The sequence below is a fragment of the Mumia sp. genome (assembly GCF_028803055.1).
GTDB lineage: Bacteria > Actinomycetota > Actinomycetes > Propionibacteriales > Nocardioidaceae > Mumia.
Map to the genome: position 1 here is coordinate 1 of NZ_JARBCJ010000026.1, position 24,168 is coordinate 24,168.

Consider the following 24,168-nt stretch of genomic DNA (forward strand, 5'->3'; position numbering starts at 1 on the left):
CGATGGTGGGCCGGGAGTGGAGCGGCGTCGAGAACCTTCCCTCTCATGGCGGGTTCGTGATCGCCTGCAACCACGTCTCGCACATCGACCCGGTGATGCTGGCGCACTTCCTGTACGACAACGGTGTCCCCCCGCGCTACCTCGCGAAGGCGGCGATCCTCGATCTCCCGGTCGTGGGCAAGATCCTGCGCGCCACGGGACAGATCCCGGTCTACCGCGGCACCACCACGGCCACGGACGCGTTCGCCGCCGCGAAGCAGGCGGTCCTCGACGGTGAGGGAGTGATCTTCTATCCCGAAGGGACCATCACCCGAGACCCCGACGAGTGGCCGATGTCGGGCAAGACAGGCGCGGCTCGCGTCGCGTTCGCGACCGGGAAGCCGGTCGTGCCCATCGCGCAGTGGGGTCCCAACATGCTCCTCGAGCCGTACGGCCGGCCGCACCTGCTGCCTCGCAAGACCATGCAGATCTCGGCTGGTCCGCCGGTCGATCTGGACGACCTTCGCGCTCAGGAGGTCTCGGCGGCTATCCTCGCGACGGCCACGGATCGGATCATGGATGCCGTCACCGAGCAGCTCGCGAAGCTCCGCGACCTGCCGGTGCCGACGCAGCGCATGTCCTTGGACGATCCGCGGGTCAGAGAGCGTCCGCGACCGCGACGCCTGAACGCCACGAAGGAGTAGTACGCATGGCGAAGACCGCTGTCCTGGGCGCCGGTTCCTGGGGGACCGCCTTCTCGTTGGTGCTGGCAGACGCCGGCAACGAGGTGCACCTGTGGGGGCGACGGACGGAGGTCTGCGACGCGATCAACCAGACGCGCGAGAACCCGGAGTACCTGGCCGGGATCCTGCTCCCGGAGACGATCAAGGCCAGTCACGACCCGGAGATCGTCCTGTCCGGCGCGGAGGTCGTCGTCCTGGCGGTGCCGTCGCAGCAGCTGCGCGCCAACCTCACCGACTGGGCCCGCCACATCCCCCAGGACGCGGTCGTCGTGAGCCTCATGAAGGGTGTGGAGCTGGGGACGCACCTGCGGATGAGCGAGGTCATCGCCGAGCTCACCGGCGCCGGACCCGAGCGCGTCGCGGTCGTGACCGGACCCAACCTGGCGCGCGAGATCGCCCAGCGCGAGCCGGCCGCCGCGGTGGTCGCCTGTGCCGACGAGGCGGTCGCCAAGCGTCTGCAGTCCTGGTGCCACAGCCCTGCGTTCCGGCCGTACACCAACACCGATGTCGTGGGCTGCGAGCTGGCGGGCACGACCAAGAACGTGATCGCCCTGGCTGTCGGCGTCGCCGACGGTCTCGGGTTCGGCGACAACGCCAAGGCGTCGGTGATCACGCGTGGACTGGCCGAGACCGCACGGCTGGGCATGGCGATGGGAGCCGACCCCATGACGATGATGGGGCTCGCGGGCATGGGCGACCTGGTGGCGACGTGCAGCTCACCGTTGTCGCGCAACCGGACCTTCGGAGAGAAGCTCGGCCGGGGGATGAGCATCGACGAGATCGTCGCCTCCACCCGGCAGGTCGCCGAGGGCGTCAAGTCCAGCGACTCGCTCTCGGAGCTGGCCAGCCTCCACGGTGTCGACATGCCGATCGTGGAGCAGGTCGCCGCTCTGATCCGCGGGGAGACCACGCCGAAGGAGCTCGTCGCGGCGCTGGTCTCGCGTACGCCGCAGCCTGAGGTCCGTTGACGCGTGCCCGGCCGAGGCGGCGTACGCCTCAGGCGTGACCGAGCGCTGTCTCGACGTCGTCCCACAGGTCGTCGAACCCCTCGATGCCCACCGACATCCGGATGAGCGCCTCAGGCACCGTGGTGGGCTCGCCGGACCACCGCCTGCGGCGCTCCCAGGTCGACTCCACGCCGCCGAGACTGGTCGCGCAGACGACCAACCGGCTCGAGGTCACCACCCGGTGCGCCGCGTCCGCACCGGCGACCGGCTCGAACGTCAAGATCGTCCCGAACCCGGGATAGCGCACCTCGCTGACGGCCGGGTGGGACCGCAGGGCGTCGACGACCCGCCGAGCGTTGTCCTGGGCCCTCTCGAACCGTACGGCGAGGGTTCGTAGCCCACGGGTCGCGAGATACGCCTCGAGCGTCCCCGGCACGGCCCCGTGCATCCGGCGGTACGACTTGAGCAGAGCGTACGTCGCGTCGTCCGCGACGACCGCCACACCAGCGAGCGCGTCGCTGTGACCGGCCAGCAGCTTGGTCGCAGAGTGGACCACGACGTCCGCGCCGAGCGCGAGCGGCTGCTGGACCAGCGGCGTCGCGAAGGTGCTGTCCACGACGACCAGGGCGCCGCGAGCCCGCGCGGCGGTCGCGACCTCGACGATGTCGACGACCTCCAGGGCGGGATTGGTCGGCGACTCGATCCACACCATCGCCGCCCCCTCCGCGGCGTCGACCATCGCACCGGGCAGGGTGACGTCGACCGTCCGCAACCGGATCCGCCCGCGCCTCTCCGCCTCCGAGAGGAGGCCCAGCACACCGTTGTAGGCGTGGCGGGGAACGACGACGACGCCGCCGTCGGGGACCAGCGACAGGGTGGCGCTCGCGGCAGCCATCCCCGAGGCGAACATCACCGCCTGTCCGCCCTCGAGCGCACCGACGGCGTCCTCGAACGCCGCCCAGGTCGGGTTGCCGAAGCCTCCGTACTCGAGCTCGCCCCCGGCGACATAGGTGCTCGCGGGTGTCAGCGGCACGTTGAGGGGCGAGTCGGGGGTGCGGGCGGGGCGCCCGGCGGCGACGACGAGGGTCTCTGGGCTGAAGGTGTGTGAGCGAGCCATGCCGACCATTGTGGAGCCTCACGATAGGGTCGCCCCGATGAGCGATACGACTTCCGAGACGTCCACCCTGGCGCCCACGTCCGGTCGCCCCTGCGTCCTGATCGTGTTCGGCGGCCGGTCGAGCGAGCACGCGGTCTCCTGCATGACCGCTCGAGAGGTCCTGCGGGTGATCGACCGCGACCACTACGACGTGGTCGCCGTAGGGATCACCCGTGACGGCCTCTGGGTGCTGGCCGACGACGCGATGACCACCGACGCCGACGGCCTCCCCGATGTCCACTCCACCGGCACGCCCGTGGCCCTCGCCGGCGAGCGCCTGCTGGCCCTCGAGCCCGACGGGTCCAGCCGCGTGCTGGCGCGCGTCGACGTGGCGTTCCCGCTGCTTCACGGCCCGTGGGGCGAGGACGGGACCATCCAGGGGCTCTTCGAGATGGCCGGGATCCGCTACGTGGGCTCCGGCGTGCTGGCGAGCGCGGTCGCCATGGACAAGGCCGTCGCCAACCAGCTCTTCGCCGCTGCCGGGCTCCCTCAGCTGCCGTACGCCGTCGTGACCGCCGACGAGTGGCGCACCGATGCCGCGGCCGTGAGGGAGACCGTCGCGTCTCTCCACTACCCCGTGTTCGTCAAGCCCTCCCGTGCGGGTTCGAGCATGGGCGGGACGCTCGTCCACGACGAGCACGGCCTCGCCGCGGCGATCGCGCTCGCCGAGGAGTACGACCCCAAGGTCATCGTGGAGTCCGCGGCCGACGCGCGCGAGATCGAGTGTGGGGTTCTCCAGAACCCGGACGGCTCCCTGGAGGTCAGCGCGCCGGGCGAGATCGCGGTCGACCTCGGCTCCGGGCACGAGTTCTACGACTTCAGCGCCAAGTACCTCGACGGCACCTCCAAGAACCTGATCCCCGCTCCGCTCGAGGACATCCTGGTCGAGCGCGTGCGCGCCAAGGCCGCTCGCGCCTTCGAGGCCCTGGGCTGCGAAGGGCTCGCCCGGGTGGACTTCTTCCTCCTCGACGGAACGCTCTACATCAACGAGGTCAACACGATGCCCGGGTTCACCCCGTACTCGATGTATCCCCAGGTGTGGGAGTCGAAGGGGCTCGGCTACCCCGAGCTGGTCGAGCGCCTGATCGCGCACGCGCTCGCGCGTCCGACCGACCTGCGCTGACCGCTGGCGGCGCTCGACCCCTCACACGCAGGGCGTGACGACCGGGTCGTGCTCGGCCACCGTGGCGGCCAGGTCACTGAGCGCGTCGGCGGGCGGATCGTAGCGACGCGGGACCGCGACCTCGACGTACGCCTGGCGGCCGATGGTCGTGAACACGTAGCGCTCGTCGTCCTTCTGGCTGAACCACCCGACGTCGTCGACCACGTCGCAGCGCGAGGTCCGCTCGAGGCTGGCAGGGCGTTCGACGCCGCACCGGAGCACGATCGCCGGGCTTCCCCACGCACGTCCCGAGCCGGCCGGTGCGACACGGACCGAGTCCTGTCCGGCGACCGTCGCCGGCGCGTCGTCGAGCATGGCGGAGCAGATCGCCGCCACGTCGTCGGACGGAGTGGGAGGGTCGATCGCGACAGTGTCCGCGCAGGCCGGCGTCAGGGCGGCCAGAGCGACCAGTCCGAGGGCGAGGGCGGTCCGCCGGGGGTGGGTCAGAGGTGCACGACGGGACACGTGAGGGTCCGGGTGATGCCGTCGATGCGCTGGATCTGCGCGACGACCATCTCACCGAGCTCGTCGACGTGCTTGGCCTCCGCGCGGACGATGACGTCGTACGGTCCGGTCACGTCCTCGGCGAGCGTCACGCCGCTGACCTCAGCGATCGCGGTGGCGACGTCGGCAGCCTTGCCGACCTCGGTCTGGACCAGGATGTAGGCCTGCACGACCATGTTGGGCTTCCTCCGTGGCTCGACAACGTTCACCGCCTCCGACACGCTACAGGATCGTGACGGCGTCGTGACGCTGAGGGATCGCGCGGCCGCGGCCGCGGCGGCGGGGTGGCGGTGCGACTGCGATGACAGGATGGGCAGATGGACACGACACGCGCGGAGACGAGCGGCGGGCGGACCATCGGCGAGCTCGGCGAGTTCGGGCTGATCGCCCGGGTAGCCCGTGAACCACTGTCGAGCCGGGTCATCGTCGGGCCGGGGGACGACTGCGCGTTCGTCCGCGTCGGGGCGGGCTCGGTGCTCGTCTCGACCGACATGCTCGTCGAGGGCCGTCACTTCCGCAGGGACTGGGCCGAGCCCTACGACGTGGGCCGCCGGGCGGCCGCGGCCAACCTCGCCGACGTCATGGCGATGGGCGGTGTCGCCACGGCGCTCACCGTGGGCTTCGCCGCTCCCGGAGACCTCGAGACCGTGTGGGCGGAGGACCTGACCCGGGGGATCGTCGAGGAGGCCGCGCTCGTGGGCGCGGAGGTCGTCGGCGGCGACGTGACTGCTGCCGACGCCATCACCCTGGCGATCACGGTGCTGGGGGAGTCCGCGCAGGCGCCGGTCCTCCGCTCGGGAGCTCGCCCCGGCGACCTCGTCGCGATCACGGGCCGACTCGGGTGGGCGGGGGCGGGTCTCCACGTCCTCGCGCGTGGGTTCCGGTCCCCGAGGGTGCTCGTCGAGGCGTACCGGCGGCCCGAGCCCCCGTACGACGAGGGACCGCGTGCCGCGGCGCACGGAGCGACGGCGATGATCGACGTCAGCGACGGCCTGCTGGCAGACCTCGGCCACGTGGCGACGTCGAGCGGCGTCGGCATCGCGCTGGTGGGCTCGGCCTTCGATGTCCCGGACCCGATCGCGGACGTGGCGGCGGCGACCAACGCCGATCCGCTGGGGTTCCTGCTCACCGGTGGAGACGACCACACCTTGGCCGCGACCTTTCCTGCAGACCGGGGTGCGCCGGAGGGCTGGACCATCGTCGGGCGGGTCGTGGACGGCGAGGGTGACGTCACGGTGGACGGTGCTGCGTGGGACGGCCCGGAAGGACACGAGCACTACCGCTGAGGCGCCACGCGCCGAGGGGGACGCCAAAGAGGCGGGCCCACCCAGAGGGTGTTGCCCGCCTCGTCGTGCGAGGACGCGGGGTCGCAGCGTCAGCGGCGACCGACCGGCGATCCGGTCAGCGGCTGACCTTGCCGGCCTTGAGGCATCCGGTGCACACGTTCATGCGCTTCGGAGTCGCACCGACGACCGCACGCACGCGCTGGATGTTGGGGTCGAAACGACGCCGCGTGCGCTTGCGCGACCACGGCTTGTTGTTGCCGAAACCCGGCTTCTTGCCGCACACGTCGCAGACTGCAGCCACAGCGAACACTCCCGGTTGAGTCGAAGGGGGGATACCAAAGATCAAGATTATCTGATCGAGCAAGGCCGGAGCCAATCGGCCTTGTCGCTCACGGTGCGGGCCTGCCCAGGGATAGTCTCTCAGACCATGACGACGCACGTCTCCTCGGAGTCCTTCGCCACCTGGGCGCGGGCCTGCACCGAGGCTCTCGGCGCAGCGCGCGCCGAGATCGACGCGCTCAACGTCTTCCCGGTCCCCGATGGGGACACGGGGACCAACGTCTACGTCACCTTCGAGGCCGCGGCGCAGGCGATCGTCTCCGCCCTGGACCAGGACGCGCCACTCCCGACGGTCGTGCGCGACTACGTCGACGGTGCGCTGCTCGGCGCGCGGGGCAACTCCGGCGTGATCATGGCCCAGCTGCTCCGCGCCGCGCTGCCGGTGCTGGCCGACTCCGAGGGTGCGGAGGTGTCGGCAGCCAGCCTCGCCGATGCGATGAGCAAGGCCTCGGCGGCGGCGTACGCGGCGGTCGGCCATCCGGTCGAGGGCACGATCCTCACCGTCGCCTGTCGGGCGGCCGAGGCGGCGCAGGACGTCGTCGCGGCCGAGGGAGACCTGGCCGCCATGGTCAGCGCGTCCGCGGCGGCGGCTCGCGAGGCGCTGCTGCGGACGCCCGAGCAGCTGGACCGCCTCGCCCGTGCCGGCGTGGTCGATGCCGGGGGACGTGCGCTGGTCGTCGTGCTCGACACCACCGAGCACCTGATCACCGGCCGCTTCGTCCCCGACCCCGAGCCGGCGGCCGACCTCCCGCGACCGCTCGTCGACGACACCGGCCCCCACACCCTCGACGGCGCGGGGCCGTCGTACGAGGTGATGTACCTGCTGGAGGCCGACGACGCGGCCGTCCCCGCGCTGCGCTCGCGCCTGGACGGCCTGGGGGACTGTCTCGTGGTGGTCGGCGGCGACCGTCTGTGGAACGTCCACGTCCACGTCGACGACGTCGGTGCGGCGATCGAGGCAGGGCTCGATGCCGGACGGCCGTACCGGATCGCCGTCACCCACTTCGCCGAGCAGGCTGGCGTCCGTGCGAGCACCTCCGGCAGCCGGGCCGTCGTCGCCGTCGCGGCCGGGCCAGGACTCGCCTCCCTGTTCAGCGATGCCGGCGCGGTGGTGGTCACCACGGTGCCCGGCGGTCCGCTCGCTGTCAGCACCGTCCTCGACACGATCCTCGACTGCGGGGCCGACGACGTCATCGTGCTGCCCAACAGCCGCGACTTCCGTGCCGTCTGCGACGCGGCCGCCTCCCAGGCCCGCGAGGCTGGCGTGCATGCCACCGTGATCCCGTCGTGGACGCAGGTGCAGGGGCTCGCCGCGGTCGCCGTCCACGAGCCGGGTCACCCGTTCGACGACGACGTGGTGGCGATGACCAGTGCGGCCCGCGGGACCCAGCACGGCGCCATCACGGTCGCGACCGAGTCCGGGATGACGATGGCAGGTCCCTGCCTGGTCGGTGACGTGCTCGGCGTCGTCGACGCCGAGTTCTCGATCATCGGCGACGAGCAGGCCGACGTCGTACGCCAGGTGCTCGACCGCCTCATCACCGGGCGCGCCGAGCTGGTCACGCTCGTCACCGGCGCCGGGCTCGACGACGACGTGGTGCCGCGGGTCGAACGCTGGCTGCGGGCGCGGCGACCCGACGTCGAGCTGGTCGTGTACGACGGCGGGCAGGAGCGCTACCCGCTGCTGGTGGCGGTCGAGTAGTGGGCGTCGGACCACGGACCAGGCTCGCCAACGTCGTCGGCGCGCGCACCGCCGACGCGTTCGAGCGGAGCTTCGACGTCACGACCGTCGGCGACCTGCTCCGCCACTACCCGAGACGTCTGGCCGAGCGGGGGTCGCTGACCGACCTCGCCGCGCTGCGCGTCGACGAGCACGTCACCGTCCTCGCCCGTGTGGTGCACGTCAAGGAGTACCCGTTCCGGCCCAAAGGGGGCGGGCGGCCCGGCGGCAAGAACGTCCGCACCGAGGTCGTCGTCACCGACGGCACCGGCGAGCTCGTGCTCACGTTCTTCCGTCAGCCGTGGATCGCGCAACGCCTGCGCCCGGGCACCCTCGGCATGTTCGCGGGCAAGGTCGGCGAGTTCCGTGGCCGCAAGCAGCTGCTGCACCCGGAGATCCGTCCCACCGGGTCGGAGGAGGAGGCGCGGGACGAGGCCGAGGAGTACGCCGGCACGATCGTGCCGATCTATCCCGCCACCCAGGCGGTGTCGTCGTGGACGATCGAGAAGACGGTGGCGATCGTGCTGGACGCGCTCGACGAGGTCGACGACCCCGTCCCCGAGCCCGTACGCCGCCGGCGCGGGCTCGTCGACCTGAGGACCGCGTACGAGGACGTCCACCGTCCCCGCGAGCTCGAGGACTACCAGCGGGCGCGGGAGCGCCTGAAGTACGAGGAGGCGTTCGTCCTCCAGACCACCTTGGCCGTCCGCCGGCACGCGCTGTCGTCGGCGCCGGCGACCAGGCGCCCGCACGTGGCCGACGGGCTCCGCGACCGGTTCGAGGCGCAGCTGCCGTTCGCGCTCACCGCCGGGCAGCAGGAGGTCGCGGCCCAGATCGAGGCAGACCTCGACCGCGACCAGCCGATGCAACGGCTGCTTCAGGGCGAGGTCGGCTCCGGCAAGACGGTCGTGGCGCTGCTCGCGATGCTCCAGGTGGTCGACACCGGTGGACAAGCAGTGCTGCTCGCGCCGACGGAGGTGCTCGCACAGCAGCACCACCGGTCGATGGTGGAGATGCTCGGACCGATGGCTCAGGCGGGGATGCTGGGGTCGGCCGACGCCGCGACCCGGGTGCGTCTCCTGACCGGCTCGATGGGCCAGAAGGCCCGACGTGAGGCGCTCCTCGACGCGGCGTCGGGAGAGGCGGGGATCCTCGTCGGCACCCACGCTCTGCTCGAGGACAAGGTGCAGCTCGCCGAGCTCGGGCTCGTCGTGGTCGACGAGCAGCACCGGTTCGGCGTGGAGCAGCGAGCGGCGCTGACCGCCAAGGGCGTCGATGCGCCGCACCTGCTGGTGATGACGGCGACACCGATCCCGCGGACCGTGGCGATGACCGTCTTCGGAGATCTCGACACCTCCACCCTGACCGAGCTGCCGCGGGGCAGGCAGCCGATCCAGACGACGGTGGTGCCGGTCGCGGAGAGGCCGACGTGGGTGGACCGGACGTGGGAGAGACTGCGTGAGGAGGTCGCCGACGGACGCCAGGCGTACGTCGTGTGCCCGCGTATCGGCGACGGCGGCGACCGCGCGGACGCTTCCGAGGACGGCGCGGAGCTCGAGCCCGCCGAGGACGAGTCCGCACGCCCCCTGACCTCCGTCCTCGCGCTGCACGAGCTGCTCCGAGACGGGCCGCTGGCCGGTCTGCGGACCGCGGCGCTGCACGGCCGGATGGCAGCCGAGGACAAGGAGGCGGTGATGCGCGCCTTCGCAGCGGGTGAGATCGACGTCCTCGTCGCCACCACGGTGATCGAGGTCGGCGTCGACGTCCCCAACGCGACCGCGATGGTGATCATGGACGCCGATCGCTTCGGCGTCTCTCAGCTCCACCAGCTCCGCGGACGCGTCGGCCGCGGCGCGCACGCCGGGCTCTGCCTGCTGGTGACGGGCGCGCCCGCCGGGAGCGCCGCGCGCGAGCGCCTCGACGCCGTCGCCGCGACGTCGGACGGCTTCGCCCTGTCGCGCCTCGACGTGGAGATGCGGCGCGAGGGAGACGTGCTCGGGGCTCGCCAGTCCGGGGTCCGGTCGAGTCTGCGGCTGCTCTCGGTCGTGCGCGACGAGCAGGTGATCTCCGACGCGCGAGAGGACGCGGCCGAGGTGGTGGCCGACGACCCGTCGCTCGCGGCCCACGCGGCGCTGGCCGCGGTGGTGCGCGAGCTCGAGGACAGCACGCAGGCCGACTACCTGGAGAAGACATGACGGGTGAGCGCAGGGAGTTCGTCGACGAAGACCTGTCGGGGGCGAGGGTCCTCCGCTCCGACCTGGCCGATGTGGTGATGCGCGGGGTCTACGTCGCGGGGATGGATCTCGACACGCCCGACCTCGCCGACGGTCCGCTCTTCGTCAACGGGATCGACGTCGCGCCCTACGTTGAGAGCGAGCTTGCCAAGCGCTTCCCCGGTCGTGAGCTCAAGGACGCGACCGACCCCGACGGGCTGCGCGAGGCCTGGTCGGCCGTGGAGGCCGCGTGGGCCGAGGCGCTCGTCACGGCGCGCGGGCGCGAGGGCGTCTCGGTCGACGGCGAGTGGACGTTCGCCCAGACCCTCCGCCACCTCGTCATCGCGACGGACGTGTGGCTGAAGGGCGCGATCTTCGGGGAGCAGCAGCCGTACCACCCGATCGGCCAGCCGTTCGCCGAGTTCGCCGACACCGGCGGCGACGTCACGATCTTCCGCGAGCCGACCTCGTACGACGAGATCCTCGCGGTCCGTGGCGAGCACCAGGCGCTGGTCAGAGAGTTCCTCGACCACGTGACTCACGAGCTCCTCGCCGAGCCACGCGTCGACCCGTGGAGGCCGACGGTCAGGGTGAGCGTGCTGCAGTGCCTGCACGTCGTCCTCAACGAGGAGTGGGAACACCTCCGGTTCGCGCTGCGGGACCTGGAGATCGACGAGCGAGGGCGTTCATGACACGGATCATCGCGGGCGCGCTCGGCGGCCGGCGGCTGGCGACCCCGCCCGGCTCCGCGACGCGGCCGACCTCCGACCGTGTGCGCGAGGCGATGTTCTCCGCGCTGGAGACGCGGCTCGGCGGGTTCGACGGCGTACGGGTGCTCGACCTGTACGCCGGGTCGGGCGCTCTCGGCCTCGAGGCGGTCTCGCGTGGGGCGGTCCGCGCGACGCTTGTCGAGGCCGACCGGCGTACGGCGCAGGTGATCCGCCGCAACGCGCGTGAGCTGGGGGTCTCCGGCGCCGTCGACGTCGTGGCGGAGAAGGTGCGCTCGTTCGTCCGGACGCCGCCGCCGGCGCCGTACGACCTCCTCGTCCTCGACCCTCCGTACGACGTGCCGAACGACGAGGTCAGTGCCGTGGTCGCGGTGGTGACGTCCCAGAGCTGGTGGTCGAGCGACGGCATCGTGGTCGTCGAGCGCTCCACCCGCGACGGCGCGTTCGCGTGGCCCGAGGCCGTCGAGCCGCTCGGAGACCGCCGTTATGGCGAGACGACGCTTTGGTACGGTCGGCCGCATGAGTAGGGCCGTCTGCCCCGGATCCTTCGACCCGGTGACGCTCGGGCACGTCGACATCGTCGCCCGCACGTCCCATCTCTTCGACGAGGTTGTCGTCGCGGTGGGGATCAACGACTCCAAGCGGGTGATGTTCAACACGGCCGAGCGGGTCGCGCTCCTCGAGGAGGTGCTGGGCGATCTCGCCAACGTCCGGGTGATGACGTTCTCCGGGCTGCTCGTCGACTTCTGCACCGCCCACGGCATCCAGGCGGTCGTGAAGGGTCTCCGGGCGGTCTCCGACTTCGACTACGAGCTCCAGATGGCCCAGATGAACTCCACGCTGGCCCGGGTGGACACGCTGTTCATGCCGACCAGCCCGGAATACTCCTTCCTCGCCTCCAGCCTCGTCAAGGAGGTCGCGCGACACGGGGGAGACGTGTCTCCGCACGTGCCGCCGGTAGTCCTCGCGGCACTCGAGCGCAAGCTCGCCGCCGAGGGGTAGCCCGCGGGGCCTGGCGCCCGGCGGGCCACCCGCGCATGCGGGTTCGCGCTCGCGTGGGTGGGTTCGCTATCCTGGTCCGTGGCCTGCAACTGGGCCGCACCTCGCCATGCCTTTAAGGAGTACGTGTGACCACGCTCGACTCCCGGGCGCCGTTCGTTCTCGACACGCACGAGATCGCGCGCCGACCCGGAACGCAGCGCGAGTTCACCTACTCGGCGAAGGCTCCGGCGGGCATGGGTGTCGACATGCTCGGCGTGCCCGAGGGAAGTGACGTCGATCTCGATCTCCGGCTCGAGTCGGTCATGGAAGGCATCCTGCTGACAGGGACCGCCTCGGTGCACACCTCTGGTGAGTGCGTACGCTGCCTGCAGGAGATCGACGGTGAGGTCACCGTCGACCTTCAGGAGCTGTACGTGTATGACGACGAGGGCGAGGAGGACGATATCGCCCGACTCCAGGGAGACCTGCTCGACCTGGAGCCTGTCCTGCGGGACGCGGTGGTGCTCGCACTTCCGCACAACCCGTTGTGTGCCCCGGACTGTCCGGGACTGTGCGCCGAGTGCGGAGCACGGCTCGCGGACGACCCAGAGCACACACACGGCGAGGCCGTCGACCCGAGGTGGTCGGCGCTCAGCCAGCTGAAGCAAGGCAACGACCGCCCCGCGGGCGGTACGGACCAGACCGGGCGTGAGTCCGGCCCAAACGAGGAGTAGAAGTGGCAGTCCCGAAGCGCAAGATGTCGCGCAGCAACACCCGCCACCGTCGTTCGCAGTGGAAGGCCTCCGCGCCTCAGCTCGTGATCTGCGCCAACCCGGCGTGCCGCGCCAAGCACCTGCCGCACCGCGCTTGCCCGGACTGCGGCCAGTACGGTCCCCGCGGCGAGCTGCGCCAGGTCGTCTGAGAAGCCTCTCGTGTCCGACGTCGTCGACGACGGTGACGGGGCAGCGAACGCTGCCCTTCTGGAGCGCCTCGGCGTGCCCGGCCTCGCGCCGGGGCTGCTGACGCAGGCGTTGACGCACCGGTCGTACGCGTACGAGAACGGCGGCATCCCCAACAACGAGCGGCTCGAGTTCTTGGGGGACGCCGTTCTCGGTCTGGTGATCACCGACACGCTCTACAACGCGCACCCCGACCTTCCCGAAGGCCGCCTCGCCAAGCTGCGAGCTGCGGTCGTCAACGCCCGCGCGCTGGCCGACGTGGCTCGCACGCTCGGGCTGGGCGCCTACCTGAGGCTGGGGCGGGGCGAGGAGGCGACCGGTGGTCGCGACAAGTCCTCGATCCTGTCCGACACCGTCGAGGCGGTGATCGGGGCCGTCTACCTCCAGGACGGGTTCAGCGGCGCCGACACGGTCGTCCACCGGCTCTTCGACCCGGTGATGGCGCGCGCTGCCGAGCTCGGCGCCGGCCTCGACTGGAAGACGAGTCTTCAGGAGCTCTCCTCCGACCGACGCCTCGGCGTGCCCGAGTACCGCCTCACCGAGGAGGGTCCCGACCACGACAAGACCTTCACCGCCCACGTCCGCGTGGGCGGGCAGGTCTACGGCGAGGGCACCGGCCACTCCAAGAAGGAAGCCGAGCAGCAGGTCGCGGAGACGGCCTGGCGGGCCATCAAGGCGACCGTCGACGCGGTCGATCACGAGGACGGCACCGTCGCCCCGGCAGCCGAGGTCGTCGATGCCGCGGAGTCGGCCGAGGCCGCCGCGGCAGGTTCCGGCGCCGGCACGTCCAGGTCACGCGCCGACTCCTGAGCCGGTCGGCCAGCCATGCCTGAGCTTCCCGAGGTCGAGGCCGTCCGGCGTGGCCTCGCCGATCACGTGTCGGGACGCCGGATCGAGCGGGTCGAGGTGCTCCACCCCCGCCCCGTGCGTCGCCACCTCGCCGGGCCCGAGGACTTCGCGCTGCGCCTCACCGGCGACCGCGTGCTGGGAGCCTCACGTCGCGGCAAGTACCTCTGGCTGCCGCTGGAGTCGGGCGACGCAGTCCTGGCGCACCTGGGGATGAGCGGCCAGTTCCTGGTGCAGCCGCCGGACGCCCCGACAGAGCGACACCTCCGGGTCGTGCTCGACCTGGAGGACGGCGTGCAGCTGCGGTTCGTGGACCAGCGGATGTTCGGCGGGCTGGCCCTCAGTAACGGCGGGGCCGAGCTCCCCTCCGAGATCGCGCACATCGCGCGAGACCCGCTCGACGACTCGTTCGACGACGCGGAGTTCGTCGATCGGTTGCGCCGTCGTCGGACGGGGCTCAAGCGTGCGCTGCTCGACCAGACGCTCGTCTCGGGGATCGGCAACATCTATGCCGACGAGGCGTTGTGGCTCGCGCGGCTGCACTACGCCCGGCCCACCGACACCCTCCGGCGGGCCGAGGCGCAGCGGGTGCTCGAGGGTTCACGGGAGGTGATGACCGCGGCGCTCGCGCAAGGCGGTACGTCGTTCGACGCGTTGTACGTCGCGGTGAACGGCGAGAGCGGCTACTTCTCGCGGTCGCTGGAGGTGTACGGGCAGGAGGGCGAGCCGTGCTCGCGCTGCGGGACACCCGTCCGGCGCGACTCCTTCATGAACCGCTCGTCGTACACGTGCCCCCGCTGCCAGCCCCGGCCGCGCAACGGGCGCTGGTGAGGCCGGCAGCGGGGACACGTCACCTCATCGGATCGGTGCCGCGAGCGGCAGCGACCGGTCGACGAGGTCTCTCACGACCGACCCGCAGGTGGCGACCACGTCGGCGTCCGTGCAGTAGTGCGACGCCGTGCGTGTGCCCGTCGCGAGGTCCTTCGCCCAGGTCGAGGCGAAGTCACGCAGCCGAGCGGTCTGCGTGGCGTTGGGGCTGCAGAGCGCTCCCGCCACGCCGATGAAGTCGGTGTTCTCGCCCTCGCTGTCGATGTGACAGCTGCCGCCGCTCGGGGTGCCCAGGGAGATCTTCGACCAGACCAGCTGGATACCGACGAAGTCCGCGCCGAGCGAGGTGAGTGCACCGAACGAGTTGTTGAAGAGGTTGATGACGCTCGGGCGCGCAGCGATGCTCAGGACCGGGCGCGACCCGCCGGCAGAGACCGCCTGGAGCGCGGCGGTGAACCCGTCGGCCGCGACCGGGTCGAAGAGCACGGCGCCCTTGAGCCCGGCGTAGCCGCGCTGAGCGAGTCGCTGCCCGACGAGGGCGGCGAAGTGCCCGCCCGCGGAGTGGCCTCCGACGATGTAGGCCGTGGGGAGGGGCTTGCCGTTGGGTGGGACGACGGCCCTGTCGGCCAGGGCGTTGCCGATGATCGTGGCGAGCCCGGGGTTGCCGGCTGTCATGTCCTCGTTCAGGCAGACGACCATCAGGCCCTTCTGCGCGATCGCCTTGCTGGTGCCGCGGAGGTGCTTGCAGCTGCGGCTGAAGCCGTGCTCGACCAGCATCAGCCCGGTGGCGGTCCCGTTGGGCAGGTACCAGTCGGCGGCGTACGACGTGCCGCCGACCGTGATCGGGGAGCTGACACAGGTGGTGGTGGAGGAGGAGTAGCCCGAGCAGGCGACGGCGGCCGACGCCGGAGGCGGCGAGCCGACGAGGAGTGCGGCGATCGCGCCGACGGCTCCGGCGGCAGTGGCGAGCAGGCGCGGCAGACGCCGCGGTGACGAGTTCTTCAACGGTGCTCCTGGTGCGTGAGGTGATGGACACGGCACCGACCGACGCGTTCCCGAGATGACGGTGGAACGGCGTTCCGAAACGTATGGCCTCCCGCACGCATGCGCAAGAGGGTCTGACGGATCGCTAGGCTCGTGGACGTGACCCCGCCCGACGTGCCCGCCCCCTCGCGCGAGCCCTACCCCGCATCGGCCCGCGAGAGGGTCGTGCCGGAGCCGCCCAAGCGGGCCGGCCGAAGCGCGTTCGAGCGTGACCGGGCACGCATCCTCCACTCGGCGGCGCTACGTCGTCTCGCCGCCAAGACCCAGGTGGTCGGACCCGGCACCGACGACTTCGTGCGCAACCGTCTGACGCACTCCCTCGAGGTCGCGCAGGTCGCCCGGGAGCTCGGGAAGTCGCTGGGCTGCGACCCCGACGTGGTCGACTCGGCCGCGCTGGCTCACGACCTCGGTCATCCCCCGTTCGGGCACAACGGCGAGCGCGCGCTCGACGAGGTGGCGGCGGCGTGCGGGGGGTTCGAGGGCAACGCTCAGACGTTGCGGATCCTCACCAGGCTGGAGGCCAAGACCTTCGACCCGCACGGCGTCAGCGTCGGCCTCAACCTCACGCGGGCGACGCTCGACGCCTGCACGAAGTACCCGTGGACCCGCGACGCCGCGCCCGTCCCGGAGGGGACCCACGGCGACGGGTCTCCGCGGCTGGTGCGCAAGTTCGGCGTCTACGACGACGACCTCGCCGTCTTCGGCTGGATCCGCCGCGACGCCCCGGGCGACCGCCGCTGCGTGGAGGCCCAGGTGATGGACCTCTCCGACGACATCGCCTACTGCGTCCACGACGTCGAGGACGGGATCGTCGCCGGCAGCGTCGACCTGTTCGCCATCCCCGACGACCGCGACGTGATCTGGTCGACCGTCCGCGAGTGGTACGTCCGTGACGCGTCCGACCGCCGGCTCGACGCGGCGTACTCCCGGCTCACCGCGATGCCCGAGTGGCCCACCTCGCCGTACGACGGGAGCCGCCGTTCGCTCGGCGCGCTCAAGGGACTCACGAGCGCGCTCGTCGGACGCTTCGCGGCGGCTGCGCGAGACGCGACCCGTGCGTCGTACGGGTCGGTCCCGCTGACCCGCTACGAGGCCGACCTGGTCGTCCCCGACGAGACACGCGACGAGATCGCGGTCCTGAAGGCGGTCGCGGCGCACTACGTCATGCGTGACGACGCCAGAGTCGAGCTGCTGGCGCAGCAGCGCACCCTCCTCACCGGTCTCGTCGAGGTCCTGGTCACCAAGGGGCCGGAGCTGCTGGAGGCGCCGTTCGCGGCCGATCTGCGGCTGGCCGACTCCGACGAGTCGCGGCTGCGCGTGGTGGTCGACCAGGTGGCCTCGCTCACCGACGACTCGGCCCGCGCCTGGGGACGACGACTGCTCTAGGCATCGTCGTGCACGGCGGCGGCCGGCTCGTGGGAGCACCGTAGACTCGCCTGCGTGGCAGGCCGGATCCGCGAGGACGACATCGCAGCAGTGCGCGAGCGTGCGCGGATCGACGAGATCGTCGAGCAGTACGTGACGCTGCGCAACGCCGGTGGTGGTTCCCGCAAGGGCCTCTGCCCGTTCCACGACGAGAAGTCGCCGTCGTTCAACGTCACTCCGTCGCGCGGGATGTACTACTGCTTCGGCTGCGGAGAGGGCGGTGACGTCTTCACGTTCCTCCAGAAGATCGACCAGATCAGCTTCAGCGAGGCCGTCGAGCGACTGGCCGCCAAGTACGCGATCACCCTGACCTACGTCGACGGTCCGGCAGGCCCGCAGCGGGACTTCGCCCAGCGGGGGAGACTGGTCGCGGCCAACGCCGCCGCAGAGGAGTTCTACTCCGACCAGCTCGCGTCCGACAAGGTCGCCGTGAAGGGGCGCCAGTTCCTCTCCGAGCGAGGGTTCTCCCGCGACGCGGCCGAACGCTTCGGCGTCGGGTTCGCCCCTCGCGACGGAGAGGCGCTCTACCGGCACCTCCGCGGGCGCGGGTTCGCCGACGACGACCTGGTGGCCGCCGGCCTCGTCGCCCGCGGCAACCGCGGACCGTACGACCGCTTCCGTGGCCGCCTGATGTGGCCGATCCGCGACGCGTCCGGCGACGTGGTGGGCTTCGGCGCGCGCCGCCTCTTCGACGACGACCGGATCGAGGCGAAATACCTCAACACCCCGGAGACGCCTCTCTACAAGAAGAGCCAGGTCCTGTACGGGGTCGACCTCGCACGCAAGGCGATCTCCAAGTCCAGCCAGGCGGTGGTGGTCGAGGGCTACACCGACGTCATGGCCTGTCACGAGGCCGGCGTCGGCACGGCGGTGGCGACCTGCGGCACGGCGTTCGGGGAGGAGCACGCCCGTGTCCTCCGGCGGCTGCTCCTCGACCACGAGGCGATGCGCGGCGAGGTGATCTTCACCTTCGACGGGGACGAGGCGGGCCAGAAGGCCGCCATGCGCGCGTTCGAGGGCGACGCGCAGTTCGTCGCCCAGACCTACGTAGCCGTCCAGCCCGACGGCCTGGACCCCTGCGACGTACGGCTCCACCAGGGCGACGCGGCGGTGCAGGAGCTGGTCGCGTCCCGGATCCCGCTCTACCGCTTCGTGCTGCGCAACGTCGTCGCCCGTTATGACCTCGACCACGCCGACCAACGGGTCGACGCCCTTCGATCGGCGGTCGAGCTCGTCTCGGCGGTCCGCGACCAGGGCAAGGTCGAGCAGTTCGTCCGCGAGATCGCCTCCACGGTGGGCGTCGAGCTCGACGAGGTCCGCCGCGAGCTGGGTGAGGCCCGCCGCCGTCCCGCTCCGCGCCCCGCCACGCGCACGAGCAGCAGCCGTGGCGCGGGCCGGTCCGACGAGGCAGGGGCGACCGACGGGGCAAGCCCGACGTCGGGTCCTGCGGCCGACGAGCCTGTGGCGCCGGTGCCGAGCCTGGGGGAGCAGCGGTTCACCGACGAGCGCGAGCTCCTGAAGGTGCTCGTCCAGCACCCTCACCTCCTCGCCCCGTACGCCGACGCGCTCGACGACGACGTCTTCACGCACCCGTACGCGACGGCGATCTGGTCGGCGGCGAAGGCCGAAGGGCTGCCGTCGAAGCCCGACGACGCCTGGGCCGCCCGGGTTCGCGACCGCCTCGGGGACCCGCAGGCACAGCGCACGCTCGCCCATCTGTCGGTCGACCCGTTGCCGGTGTCGGGCGTCCCTGACGCCGCGCTCGTCGTCGCCCTCGCCGCCCGCGTCCAGGAGCTCGCCATCCTGCGCAGGATCGCCGCGGTCAAGTCGAGGCTGCAGCGCACCGATCCTCTGGAGTCGACGGCCGACTACAACGCGATGTTCGGCGACCTGGTGGCGCTCGAGCAGCAGCGCCGCCAGCTGCGTGAGAGGGCCATCGGCGGCTCGCTGGCCTGAGTCGCCAGCACCCTCGCGCCCGCGGCGACCTCGTCCCCACTGTCGCCATGACAGGCGCCGTCCACAGCGGCCGTGCGCGGGCCCGCGACGGCGGCGACCCCGGCACGAGACTGTGGGCATGCCTCCTGCCCCCGTGCCGCTGAGACTCGATCCGGTGCGCGCATTGACGCGCACACCGCTGCTGAGCGCCGAGGACGAACGCCGCCTCGCTGAGGCCTGCGCCGCCGGGCGGCGCGCTGCTGCGCGGCTGACCTCGCTCGAGGATCCTCCAGGCGACCGTGTCGCCCTCGAGGAGACCGTCGACATCGGTCTGCGGGCACGCTCGCACCTCGTCCTGGCCAACATGAGGCTGGTGGTGGCGCTCGCACGGTCCCACCAGCACCGTGGCGTGCCTCTCGGTGACCTGGTCCAGGAGGGGACGCTGGGTCTCATCGCCGCGGTCGACCGGTTCGATCCTTCACACGGCACGCGGTTCTCGACGTACGCCGTCGCATGGGTGCGCCGTCACGTGTCCGACGGCATGAGCACTCGGCGTGCCGTGCGCCTGCCTCCGAGGGCTGAGCGTGACGCGGTCTCGTGCCGCGAGGCGGCGGAGGCGCTGGTCCACGAGGCCGGACGTGTGCCCGCGCCTGCCGCGATCGCCGCTCGGACGGGCCTCGCGGTGTCGGTCGTCGAGCGCCTGATGGCTGCCGATGCCCCAGTCGTGTCTCTCGACGCCGCGGGTCCCGACGTGGCCGTGGTCGGGGTCGGGGGGGCCGCCAGCCGTGACCTCACCGCCGAGGCAGCGGTGCGTGAGGCGCTGAGGACGCTTCCCGAAGGCGACCGTGAGGTGGTGGAGCGCAGGTTCGGGCTCGACGGAGGCGGTCCTCGTACGGCCCGCGCCGTGGCCGACGAGCTCGGGCGCACCACCGCCTGGGTCCGGGCGACCGAGCGACGCGTGCTGCGAGCGCTGCGGACGCATCCCGCCGTGTCCGGGCTCGGAGGGTGATGGTCGATGATGGGGGACATGGCCCCCACCCTGCCCCGCCAGGTCCGCCGTGACATCGCCCGCGAGCACGGTGAGCGGGTGCTCGCTGCCCAGCAAGACCTACGTGGCGCCTGGCAGCTGGGCACGGACGCCGCCCTGCACCTCGACCTCGGTGACGGTGACCGGCGGCGCATCCCGTGGGAGCGGGTGGAGTCGCTCGCGTGGGACGCCGCGGCGTCCACCGTCACCGTCCTCACCGCGGACGAGGGAGCCCTGCGACGCGACGTCGTCACCTTGGAAGGGTCGGGGCGGCTGGTCGAGCTGGCCCGGGAGCGCGTCGATGCGAGCATCCTCGCTCGCGCGCACCAGAGGGTCGGTGACGGTCGCGACGCGGTGACGGTGGTGGCGCGGCGATCCCCGACCCGGCAGGGTCCGGTCACCTTCTCCTACCTGCTCGACCGGGGCCTCTCCTCCGAGGACGCCGCGGTCAAGGAGGCGACCGCCCGAGCGCTGGCAGTGGTGCGTTCCGACCTCGGGCTCGCGTCCGACGACTGACGACCCCGGTTTGGGCGGCCCGCGACGTGCTTGGTAGGCTAGCGGTCGCGCCTTCGGGGCGTTCCCCTGTAGCTCAATTGGCAGAGCAGCCGGCTGTTAACCGGCAGGTTACTGGTTCGAGTCCAGTCGGGGGAGCAAGCAGCGGCCTGACAGGCGGAGACTTCCGCAGTCAGGCCGCTTTCTCGTGTCCCGGAGCCTCCGGTCAGTCGTCGTCGGGGAACCCCAGGGAGAACACCTCGAACGACGCCGCATACCGGGTGCCCATGAGGGCGCCGGCCGGCTCGGCCATGCTCCCCAGGAATGCCGCCGGGTCGAAGTCCACCCAGCCGAGCCCGTCCAGATAGGCCTGGTGCGCTCGCAACGACGCCACACCGGCATCGAAGGTGTCAGTGATGTCGACGCCGTGGCGAGCGCCCGGCGAGCCAGACACCCAGACCTGACGCACGCCTCCCCAGGGTTCCAGCCCTGGCTCGGGGAAGACCCAGCGGTTGCCGGCGTCTCGCACCGCGTCGAGGGTCGCCCGCCCGACGGCGATGTGGTCTGCCTGGTTCAGGATGCCGTTGGGGAAGAACTGGTCGAAGTTGCCGGTGATCACGATCTCCGGTCGGTGGGTCCGGACCATCTGGGCGATCAGACGACGCAGCGGCACGCCGTACTCGATCGTCCCGTCAGGGAGACCGAGGAACTCGACGGTGTCGACGCCCACGATCCGGGCGGACTCGATCTCCTCGGCGGTCCGGACCTCTTTCGTGGTCTCGGGCTCCATGCCGTCGATGCCCGCCTCGCCCGCGGTCGCCATGCAGTAGACGACACGTTTGCCCTGACCGGTCCAGCGCGCCACGGCGGCGGCTGCGCCGAACTCCATGTCGTCGGGGTGGGCCACGACGGCGAGCGCGGTGGACCAGCTCTCGTCGAGCGGTTCGAGCGCCTGCGGAACGTCGCGCTGGAGGTCTGTCATCCCGCGATCGTAGGCCCATCCGGGCTGTTCGCGCCCTCCCTCGCCGCACTAGGCTGTCCTTCCCGGGGCGGTAGCTCAGCCGGTTAGAGCAGCGGACTCATAATCCGTCAGGTCGTGGGTTCGAGCCCCACCCGCCCCACGTGCGACGCGAGGGTGGTGCGCCAACACGCCCGACGTCCGCGCGTGACCACGCGGCCCCGAGATGGGCCCTCACCCTGCCGGAGGACGCGATCCATGTCGAACGAACCGACCGCTGCAGGCACGGCTCTGGTCTATGCCGTCTCGTCGGCCAGCACGAGCATCCAGACCGCCATGGCCGAGGTGTCGGTTCGCCTGCAGGACACCGTCGCCGCCGAGGGCGGCGGAGAGATCGTCGCGGTGAGCCACGACGTGACCGTCGTCGGGTCCGGTGATGACGACAGCAGCATGCGGGTCGCCTTCACCGGCAAGAGCCGGCCGCGCGAGTACGTCGTCTCCGCCATCGCGACGATCCGCAGCTGAGGCCGGACGGAGACCTCGTCAGACCGGCGGGCCCGGCGGCAGCGAGGCCAACGCCTCGTCGATCGGGACGTCACCCCCGATGAGCTCGAAGGTGGTGCGTGCCGTGGACGGCGCCTCGAGCACCGCCACCAGGACCGCTGCGACGTCCGCCCGCGGGATCGTGCCGCGTCCCACGTGGTCGCCCACCGCGACCCGGCCCGTGCCGGGATCGTCGGTGAGCCCGCCGGGACGCACGATCGTCCAGTCGAGACCGCTCTCTCGAACGGCGTCGTCGGCCTGGCCCTTGGCGGCGAGATAGACCTGGAAGACGTCGTCACTGTCGGGATCGCCCTCGCCCGCGCCCATCGACGACACCACGACGAAGCGGTAGGCACCTGCGAGCTGCGCTCCCGCCGCCAGGAGGACAGCAGCGTCGCGGTCGACCGCCCACTTGCGCTCGATGGTCGAGCCGGGCCCGGCGCCGGCGGCGAAGACGGCGGCGTCGCATCCCGTGAGGGCCTCGGCGACCTGCGTCGCGGTGCTGTGCTCGAGGTCGAGGACCGCGGGCGTCGCCCCGGTGGCGCGGACGTCGTCGGACTGCTCGGGCTTGCGGATGAGGCTCACGGCCTCGTGACCGGCTGCCGTGAGCTGGCGGGCCAGCAGCAGGGCGATCTTGCCGTGTCCTCCGGCGATGGCGACCTTCACAGGATCCTCCTTCGAGCGTGGGACGGTTCCATCCGATCCTTGCACGCGGAGCGGCACGACCCACAACAGGCGTGGTGCGTCGCCCCCCGATGCGGCACAATGAGGGAAGTGCCTGCCGTCGAGGACGTTGGGGAAGGCGGATCTCGATCCAGGAGGCACTGATGAGCAACGCCACCCGGGGTGTTCTGTACGTTCACTCCGCACCGTCGGCGATGTGCCCACACGTCGAGTGGGCGGTCGCAGGCGTCGTCGGCATGCCCGCGACCTTGGCGTGGTCGCCGCAGCCGGCCGAGCAGGGCACCTACCGCTGCGAGCTGTCCTGGCAGGGGCCGGTCGGTCTCGCGGCCACGCTCACGTCGACCCTGCGCAGCTGGGACCGGTTGCGCTTCGAGGTCACCGAGGAGGCGACAGCGCGCAGCGAGGGCATGCGGTTCTCGTCCACGCCGTCGCTGGGCGTCTTCCACGCGGCGATCGGCCTCCACGGCGACATCATGGTCCCCGAAGAGCGGCTGAAGGCGGCGATGGCCAAGGCCGAGCTGGGGGCCGCGGCACTCGAGGAGGAGGTGGCGCTGCTTCTCGGTCGTCCGTGGGACGACGAGCTCGAGGCGTTCCGGTACGCCGGGGACGGGGCGCCGGTTCGCTGGCTGCACGTCGGCTGAGTGCCTCCCGCTCAGCCGATCTCTACCGTCGCGGACGGGGACGAGAAGCCGTCACCAACCGCGCGGAAGTCCCAACGCCCTGACCGGCTCGTCACGATCCAGGTCGAGAACGTTCCGCCCTTGCGGGTCTCGAGGCGGACCGGGAAGTCCGACCACCCGCCGCCGTCGCCCTTGCGCTGGATGGTCAGGGTGGCGCCTGCTCCGAGGCCGGGTGCGCGGCCTCGGAACTCGATGCGCTCCCCGGGTCTGACCCGGCTGCTGCTGGCGCGGAACGCGGGCTCCTTCTTCGGTTTCGGAGTCGCCTCGGGCGTCGCGCTGGGCGCGGTCGGCGCGGGTGTCGTCGGCTCCGTGTCCGGTGCGCTGGGCGTGGTGGTGGGAGAACTTGCGGCCGGCTCCGCCGGAGCGTCGTCCGCCTTGAACCCCAGCGCCCGCATCGCGGAGGCACCCGCGATCCCCATGAGGAGCCCGATCGTGATCCCTGCCGCGACGAGCCCGAGCACGATCTTGAGGACAAGACGATTGCGCGCGCCGTCCGCCGTCTCCCTGCTGAGATCCATCAAGGCCCTTCCTCGGTGATCGGTCTCCATCATGACAAACGACACGGGGGACCACACACGGGGCCGTCGGGAGGGGTGCGTCAGGAGGAGGCGAGACGCCGCTCGACGTAGGCGACCGCGTCCCCGACCGTACGCAACGTCGCGAGGTCGGCGTCGGGGATACGCACACCGAGACGCTCTTCGATGGCGAGCGCCAGCTGGACCAGGGACAGCGAGTCGAGACCGAGGTCCTCGGTGAACGACGACGACGGGTTGAGCGGAGCCGTGGTCGATCCGGGAGCGATCTGCTCGAGGATCGCGGCGAGCTCGTCGATCACGGGGACGTGGGGCGCGTGCATGGTGACCTCAGGGGTTCGGGTGGCACCGGCACGAGACGCCGGTCGGGATCGTCGGCCGCGCCCCGTGCGGACGCGGCCGACCCCACGACAAGGGCGACCCCCCCACGCCCCAGCGAGGTGTGCTAGTTGCGCG

28 protein-coding genes and 2 tRNA genes are annotated in these 24,168 nt (G+C 71.7%); 21 read left to right on the forward strand and 9 right to left on the reverse strand.

What is annotated here, in order from left to right; genetic code table 11:
• Together PV363_RS04485 and PV363_RS04490 are read left to right on the forward strand one after the other, a co-directional pair.
• Positions 1-683, forward strand: a 683-nt coding sequence (locus tag PV363_RS04485) for a lysophospholipid acyltransferase family protein (protein ID WP_255559521.1), incomplete at its 5' end; no start/stop codon positions are given.
• A gap of 5 nt (positions 684-688) precedes the next feature.
• A complete protein-coding gene (locus PV363_RS04490; protein WP_220344238.1) occupies positions 689-1,690 on the forward strand; it encodes an NAD(P)H-dependent glycerol-3-phosphate dehydrogenase in 1,002 nt (333 codons plus the stop codon).
• A 28-nt stretch (positions 1,691-1,718) separates the two neighbouring features.
• Here the strand turns inward: PV363_RS04490 and PV363_RS04495 are convergent, their stop codons facing one another.
• Positions 1,719-2,786 carry a PLP-dependent transferase gene (locus PV363_RS04495; RefSeq protein ID WP_220344239.1) on the reverse strand — a complete coding sequence of 356 codons (1,068 nt, stop codon included), beginning with the start codon at positions 2,784-2,786 and terminating at the stop codon, positions 1,719-1,721.
• Between the two features lie 37 nt (positions 2,787-2,823).
• Here PV363_RS04495 and PV363_RS04500 point away from each other — a divergent pair, with 37 nt between their 5' ends.
• Positions 2,824-3,948: a D-alanine--D-alanine ligase family protein gene (locus PV363_RS04500; RefSeq protein ID WP_220365839.1), complete on the forward strand. Its 1,125-nt coding sequence runs from the start codon at positions 2,824-2,826 to the stop codon at positions 3,946-3,948.
• Positions 3,949-3,969: 21 nt separating this feature from the next.
• Here the strand turns inward: PV363_RS04500 and PV363_RS04505 are convergent, their stop codons facing one another.
• Complete coding sequence (locus PV363_RS04505) at positions 3,970-4,452, reverse strand: DUF3515 domain-containing protein (protein WP_301021760.1); 483 nt, start codon at positions 4,450-4,452, stop codon at positions 3,970-3,972.
• Positions 4,431-4,667, reverse strand: coding sequence for an Lrp/AsnC ligand binding domain-containing protein (locus PV363_RS04510; protein ID WP_220344722.1), 237 nt, complete (start codon positions 4,665-4,667; stop codon positions 4,431-4,433). The genes PV363_RS04505 and PV363_RS04510 overlap by 22 nt, the downstream gene beginning before the upstream one ends.
• 141 nt (positions 4,668-4,808) lie before the next feature.
• Between PV363_RS04510 and PV363_RS04515 the strand changes: the two genes are divergently transcribed.
• Positions 4,809-5,777: a thiamine-phosphate kinase gene (locus tag PV363_RS04515; RefSeq protein ID WP_220344241.1), complete on the forward strand. Its 969-nt coding sequence runs from the start codon at positions 4,809-4,811 to the stop codon at positions 5,775-5,777.
• 115 nt (positions 5,778-5,892) lie between these two features.
• Here the strand turns inward: PV363_RS04515 and rpmB are convergent, their stop codons facing one another.
• The gene (gene rpmB / locus PV363_RS04520) at positions 5,893-6,078 is read right to left on the reverse strand and encodes a 50S ribosomal protein L28 (RefSeq protein ID WP_220344242.1); all 186 of its coding nucleotides are present in this window, start codon (positions 6,076-6,078) and stop codon (positions 5,893-5,895) included.
• A gap of 126 nt (positions 6,079-6,204) precedes the next feature.
• On the opposite strand from rpmB, the gene PV363_RS04525 reads away from it, so the two are divergent.
• The 9 genes from PV363_RS04525 (at position 6,205) to mutM (ending at position 14,394) form a co-directional block, all read left to right on the forward strand.
• The gene (locus tag PV363_RS04525) at positions 6,205-7,818 is read left to right on the forward strand and encodes a DAK2 domain-containing protein (RefSeq protein ID WP_220346589.1); all 1,614 of its coding nucleotides are present in this window, start codon (positions 6,205-6,207) and stop codon (positions 7,816-7,818) included.
• A complete protein-coding gene (recG, locus tag PV363_RS04530; RefSeq protein ID WP_301021761.1) occupies positions 7,818-10,031 on the forward strand; it encodes an ATP-dependent DNA helicase RecG in 2,214 nt (737 codons plus the stop codon). The genes PV363_RS04525 and recG overlap by 1 nt, the downstream gene beginning before the upstream one ends.
• On the forward strand, positions 10,028-10,741 hold the full coding sequence (locus tag PV363_RS04535) for a DinB family protein (RefSeq protein ID WP_301021762.1): 714 nt from the start codon (positions 10,028-10,030) through the stop codon (positions 10,739-10,741). Before recG ends, PV363_RS04535 begins: the two co-directional genes overlap by 4 nt.
• Positions 10,738-11,304: a 16S rRNA (guanine(966)-N(2))-methyltransferase RsmD gene (gene rsmD, locus PV363_RS04540; RefSeq protein WP_301021763.1), complete on the forward strand. Its 567-nt coding sequence runs from the start codon at positions 10,738-10,740 to the stop codon at positions 11,302-11,304. The genes PV363_RS04535 and rsmD overlap by 4 nt, the downstream gene beginning before the upstream one ends.
• Positions 11,297-11,779, forward strand: coding sequence for a pantetheine-phosphate adenylyltransferase (coaD, locus tag PV363_RS04545; protein ID WP_220344247.1), 483 nt, complete (start codon positions 11,297-11,299; stop codon positions 11,777-11,779). Before rsmD ends, coaD begins: the two co-directional genes overlap by 8 nt.
• A gap of 125 nt (positions 11,780-11,904) precedes the next feature.
• Complete coding sequence (locus PV363_RS04550; RefSeq protein ID WP_220344248.1) at positions 11,905-12,492, forward strand: DUF177 domain-containing protein; 588 nt, start codon at positions 11,905-11,907, stop codon at positions 12,490-12,492.
• Positions 12,493-12,494: 2 nt separating this feature from the next.
• Positions 12,495-12,680 carry a 50S ribosomal protein L32 gene (gene rpmF, locus PV363_RS04555; protein WP_220344249.1) on the forward strand — a complete coding sequence of 62 codons (186 nt, stop codon included), beginning with the start codon at positions 12,495-12,497 and terminating at the stop codon, positions 12,678-12,680.
• A 10-nt stretch (positions 12,681-12,690) separates the two neighbouring features.
• Positions 12,691-13,527, forward strand: a complete 837-nt coding sequence (gene rnc / locus PV363_RS04560) for a ribonuclease III (protein ID WP_220344250.1) — start codon at positions 12,691-12,693, stop codon at positions 13,525-13,527.
• Positions 13,528-13,542: 15 nt separating this feature from the next.
• The gene (gene mutM, locus PV363_RS04565; RefSeq protein WP_301021764.1) at positions 13,543-14,394 is read left to right on the forward strand and encodes a bifunctional DNA-formamidopyrimidine glycosylase/DNA-(apurinic or apyrimidinic site) lyase; all 852 of its coding nucleotides are present in this window, start codon (positions 13,543-13,545) and stop codon (positions 14,392-14,394) included.
• Positions 14,395-14,418: 24 nt separating this feature from the next.
• Here the strand turns inward: mutM and PV363_RS04570 are convergent, their stop codons facing one another.
• Positions 14,419-15,396 carry an alpha/beta hydrolase fold domain-containing protein gene (locus tag PV363_RS04570; protein WP_220346593.1) on the reverse strand — a complete coding sequence of 326 codons (978 nt, stop codon included), beginning with the start codon at positions 15,394-15,396 and terminating at the stop codon, positions 14,419-14,421.
• A gap of 138 nt (positions 15,397-15,534) precedes the next feature.
• On the opposite strand from PV363_RS04570, the gene PV363_RS04575 reads away from it, so the two are divergent.
• The 5 genes from PV363_RS04575 (at position 15,535) to PV363_RS04595 (ending at position 20,473) form a co-directional block, all read left to right on the forward strand.
• Positions 15,535-16,821: a deoxyguanosinetriphosphate triphosphohydrolase gene (locus PV363_RS04575; RefSeq protein ID WP_301021765.1), complete on the forward strand. Its 1,287-nt coding sequence runs from the start codon at positions 15,535-15,537 to the stop codon at positions 16,819-16,821.
• Between the two features lie 54 nt (positions 16,822-16,875).
• Entirely contained in the window at positions 16,876-18,816 is a 1,941-nt protein-coding gene (dnaG, locus tag PV363_RS04580) for a DNA primase (RefSeq protein WP_220344253.1), read from the forward strand.
• A 154-nt stretch (positions 18,817-18,970) separates the two neighbouring features.
• Positions 18,971-19,804 carry a sigma-70 family RNA polymerase sigma factor gene (locus PV363_RS04585; RefSeq protein WP_301021766.1) on the forward strand — a complete coding sequence of 278 codons (834 nt, stop codon included), beginning with the start codon at positions 18,971-18,973 and terminating at the stop codon, positions 19,802-19,804.
• Positions 19,805-19,822: 18 nt separating this feature from the next.
• A complete protein-coding gene (locus tag PV363_RS04590; protein WP_301021767.1) occupies positions 19,823-20,338 on the forward strand; it encodes a hypothetical protein in 516 nt (171 codons plus the stop codon).
• A 62-nt stretch (positions 20,339-20,400) separates the two neighbouring features.
• Positions 20,401-20,473: transfer RNA gene (locus PV363_RS04595), tRNA-Asn, on the forward strand.
• A gap of 67 nt (positions 20,474-20,540) precedes the next feature.
• Here the strand turns inward: PV363_RS04595 and PV363_RS04600 are convergent.
• On the reverse strand, positions 20,541-21,296 hold the full coding sequence (locus PV363_RS04600; protein ID WP_220344256.1) for a PIG-L deacetylase family protein: 756 nt from the start codon (positions 21,294-21,296) through the stop codon (positions 20,541-20,543).
• A gap of 64 nt (positions 21,297-21,360) precedes the next feature.
• Between PV363_RS04600 and PV363_RS04605 the strand changes: the two genes are divergently transcribed.
• Together PV363_RS04605 and PV363_RS04610 are read left to right on the forward strand one after the other, a co-directional pair.
• Positions 21,361-21,435, forward strand: a tRNA-Ile gene (locus tag PV363_RS04605).
• Between the two features lie 95 nt (positions 21,436-21,530).
• Positions 21,531-21,797, forward strand: a complete 267-nt coding sequence (locus PV363_RS04610; RefSeq protein ID WP_220344257.1) for a hypothetical protein — start codon at positions 21,531-21,533, stop codon at positions 21,795-21,797.
• Positions 21,798-21,815: 18 nt separating this feature from the next.
• Here PV363_RS04610 and PV363_RS04615 read toward each other — a convergent pair whose 3' ends face one another.
• Entirely contained in the window at positions 21,816-22,481 is a 666-nt protein-coding gene (locus PV363_RS04615) for an SDR family oxidoreductase (protein ID WP_220344258.1), read from the reverse strand.
• 161 nt (positions 22,482-22,642) lie between these two features.
• Between PV363_RS04615 and PV363_RS04620 the strand changes: the two genes are divergently transcribed.
• On the forward strand, positions 22,643-23,140 hold the full coding sequence (locus PV363_RS04620) for a DUF3145 domain-containing protein (RefSeq protein ID WP_220344259.1): 498 nt from the start codon (positions 22,643-22,645) through the stop codon (positions 23,138-23,140).
• An 11-nt stretch (positions 23,141-23,151) separates the two neighbouring features.
• On the opposite strand, the gene PV363_RS04625 is transcribed toward PV363_RS04620, so the two are convergent.
• Both PV363_RS04625 and PV363_RS04630 read right to left on the reverse strand, forming a co-directional pair.
• Complete coding sequence (locus tag PV363_RS04625; RefSeq protein WP_301021768.1) at positions 23,152-23,697, reverse strand: hypothetical protein; 546 nt, start codon at positions 23,695-23,697, stop codon at positions 23,152-23,154.
• 80 nt (positions 23,698-23,777) lie between these two features.
• Entirely contained in the window at positions 23,778-24,035 is a 258-nt protein-coding gene (locus tag PV363_RS04630) for an acyl carrier protein (RefSeq protein WP_220344261.1), read from the reverse strand.
• Positions 24,036-24,168 lie beyond the last annotated feature (133 nt).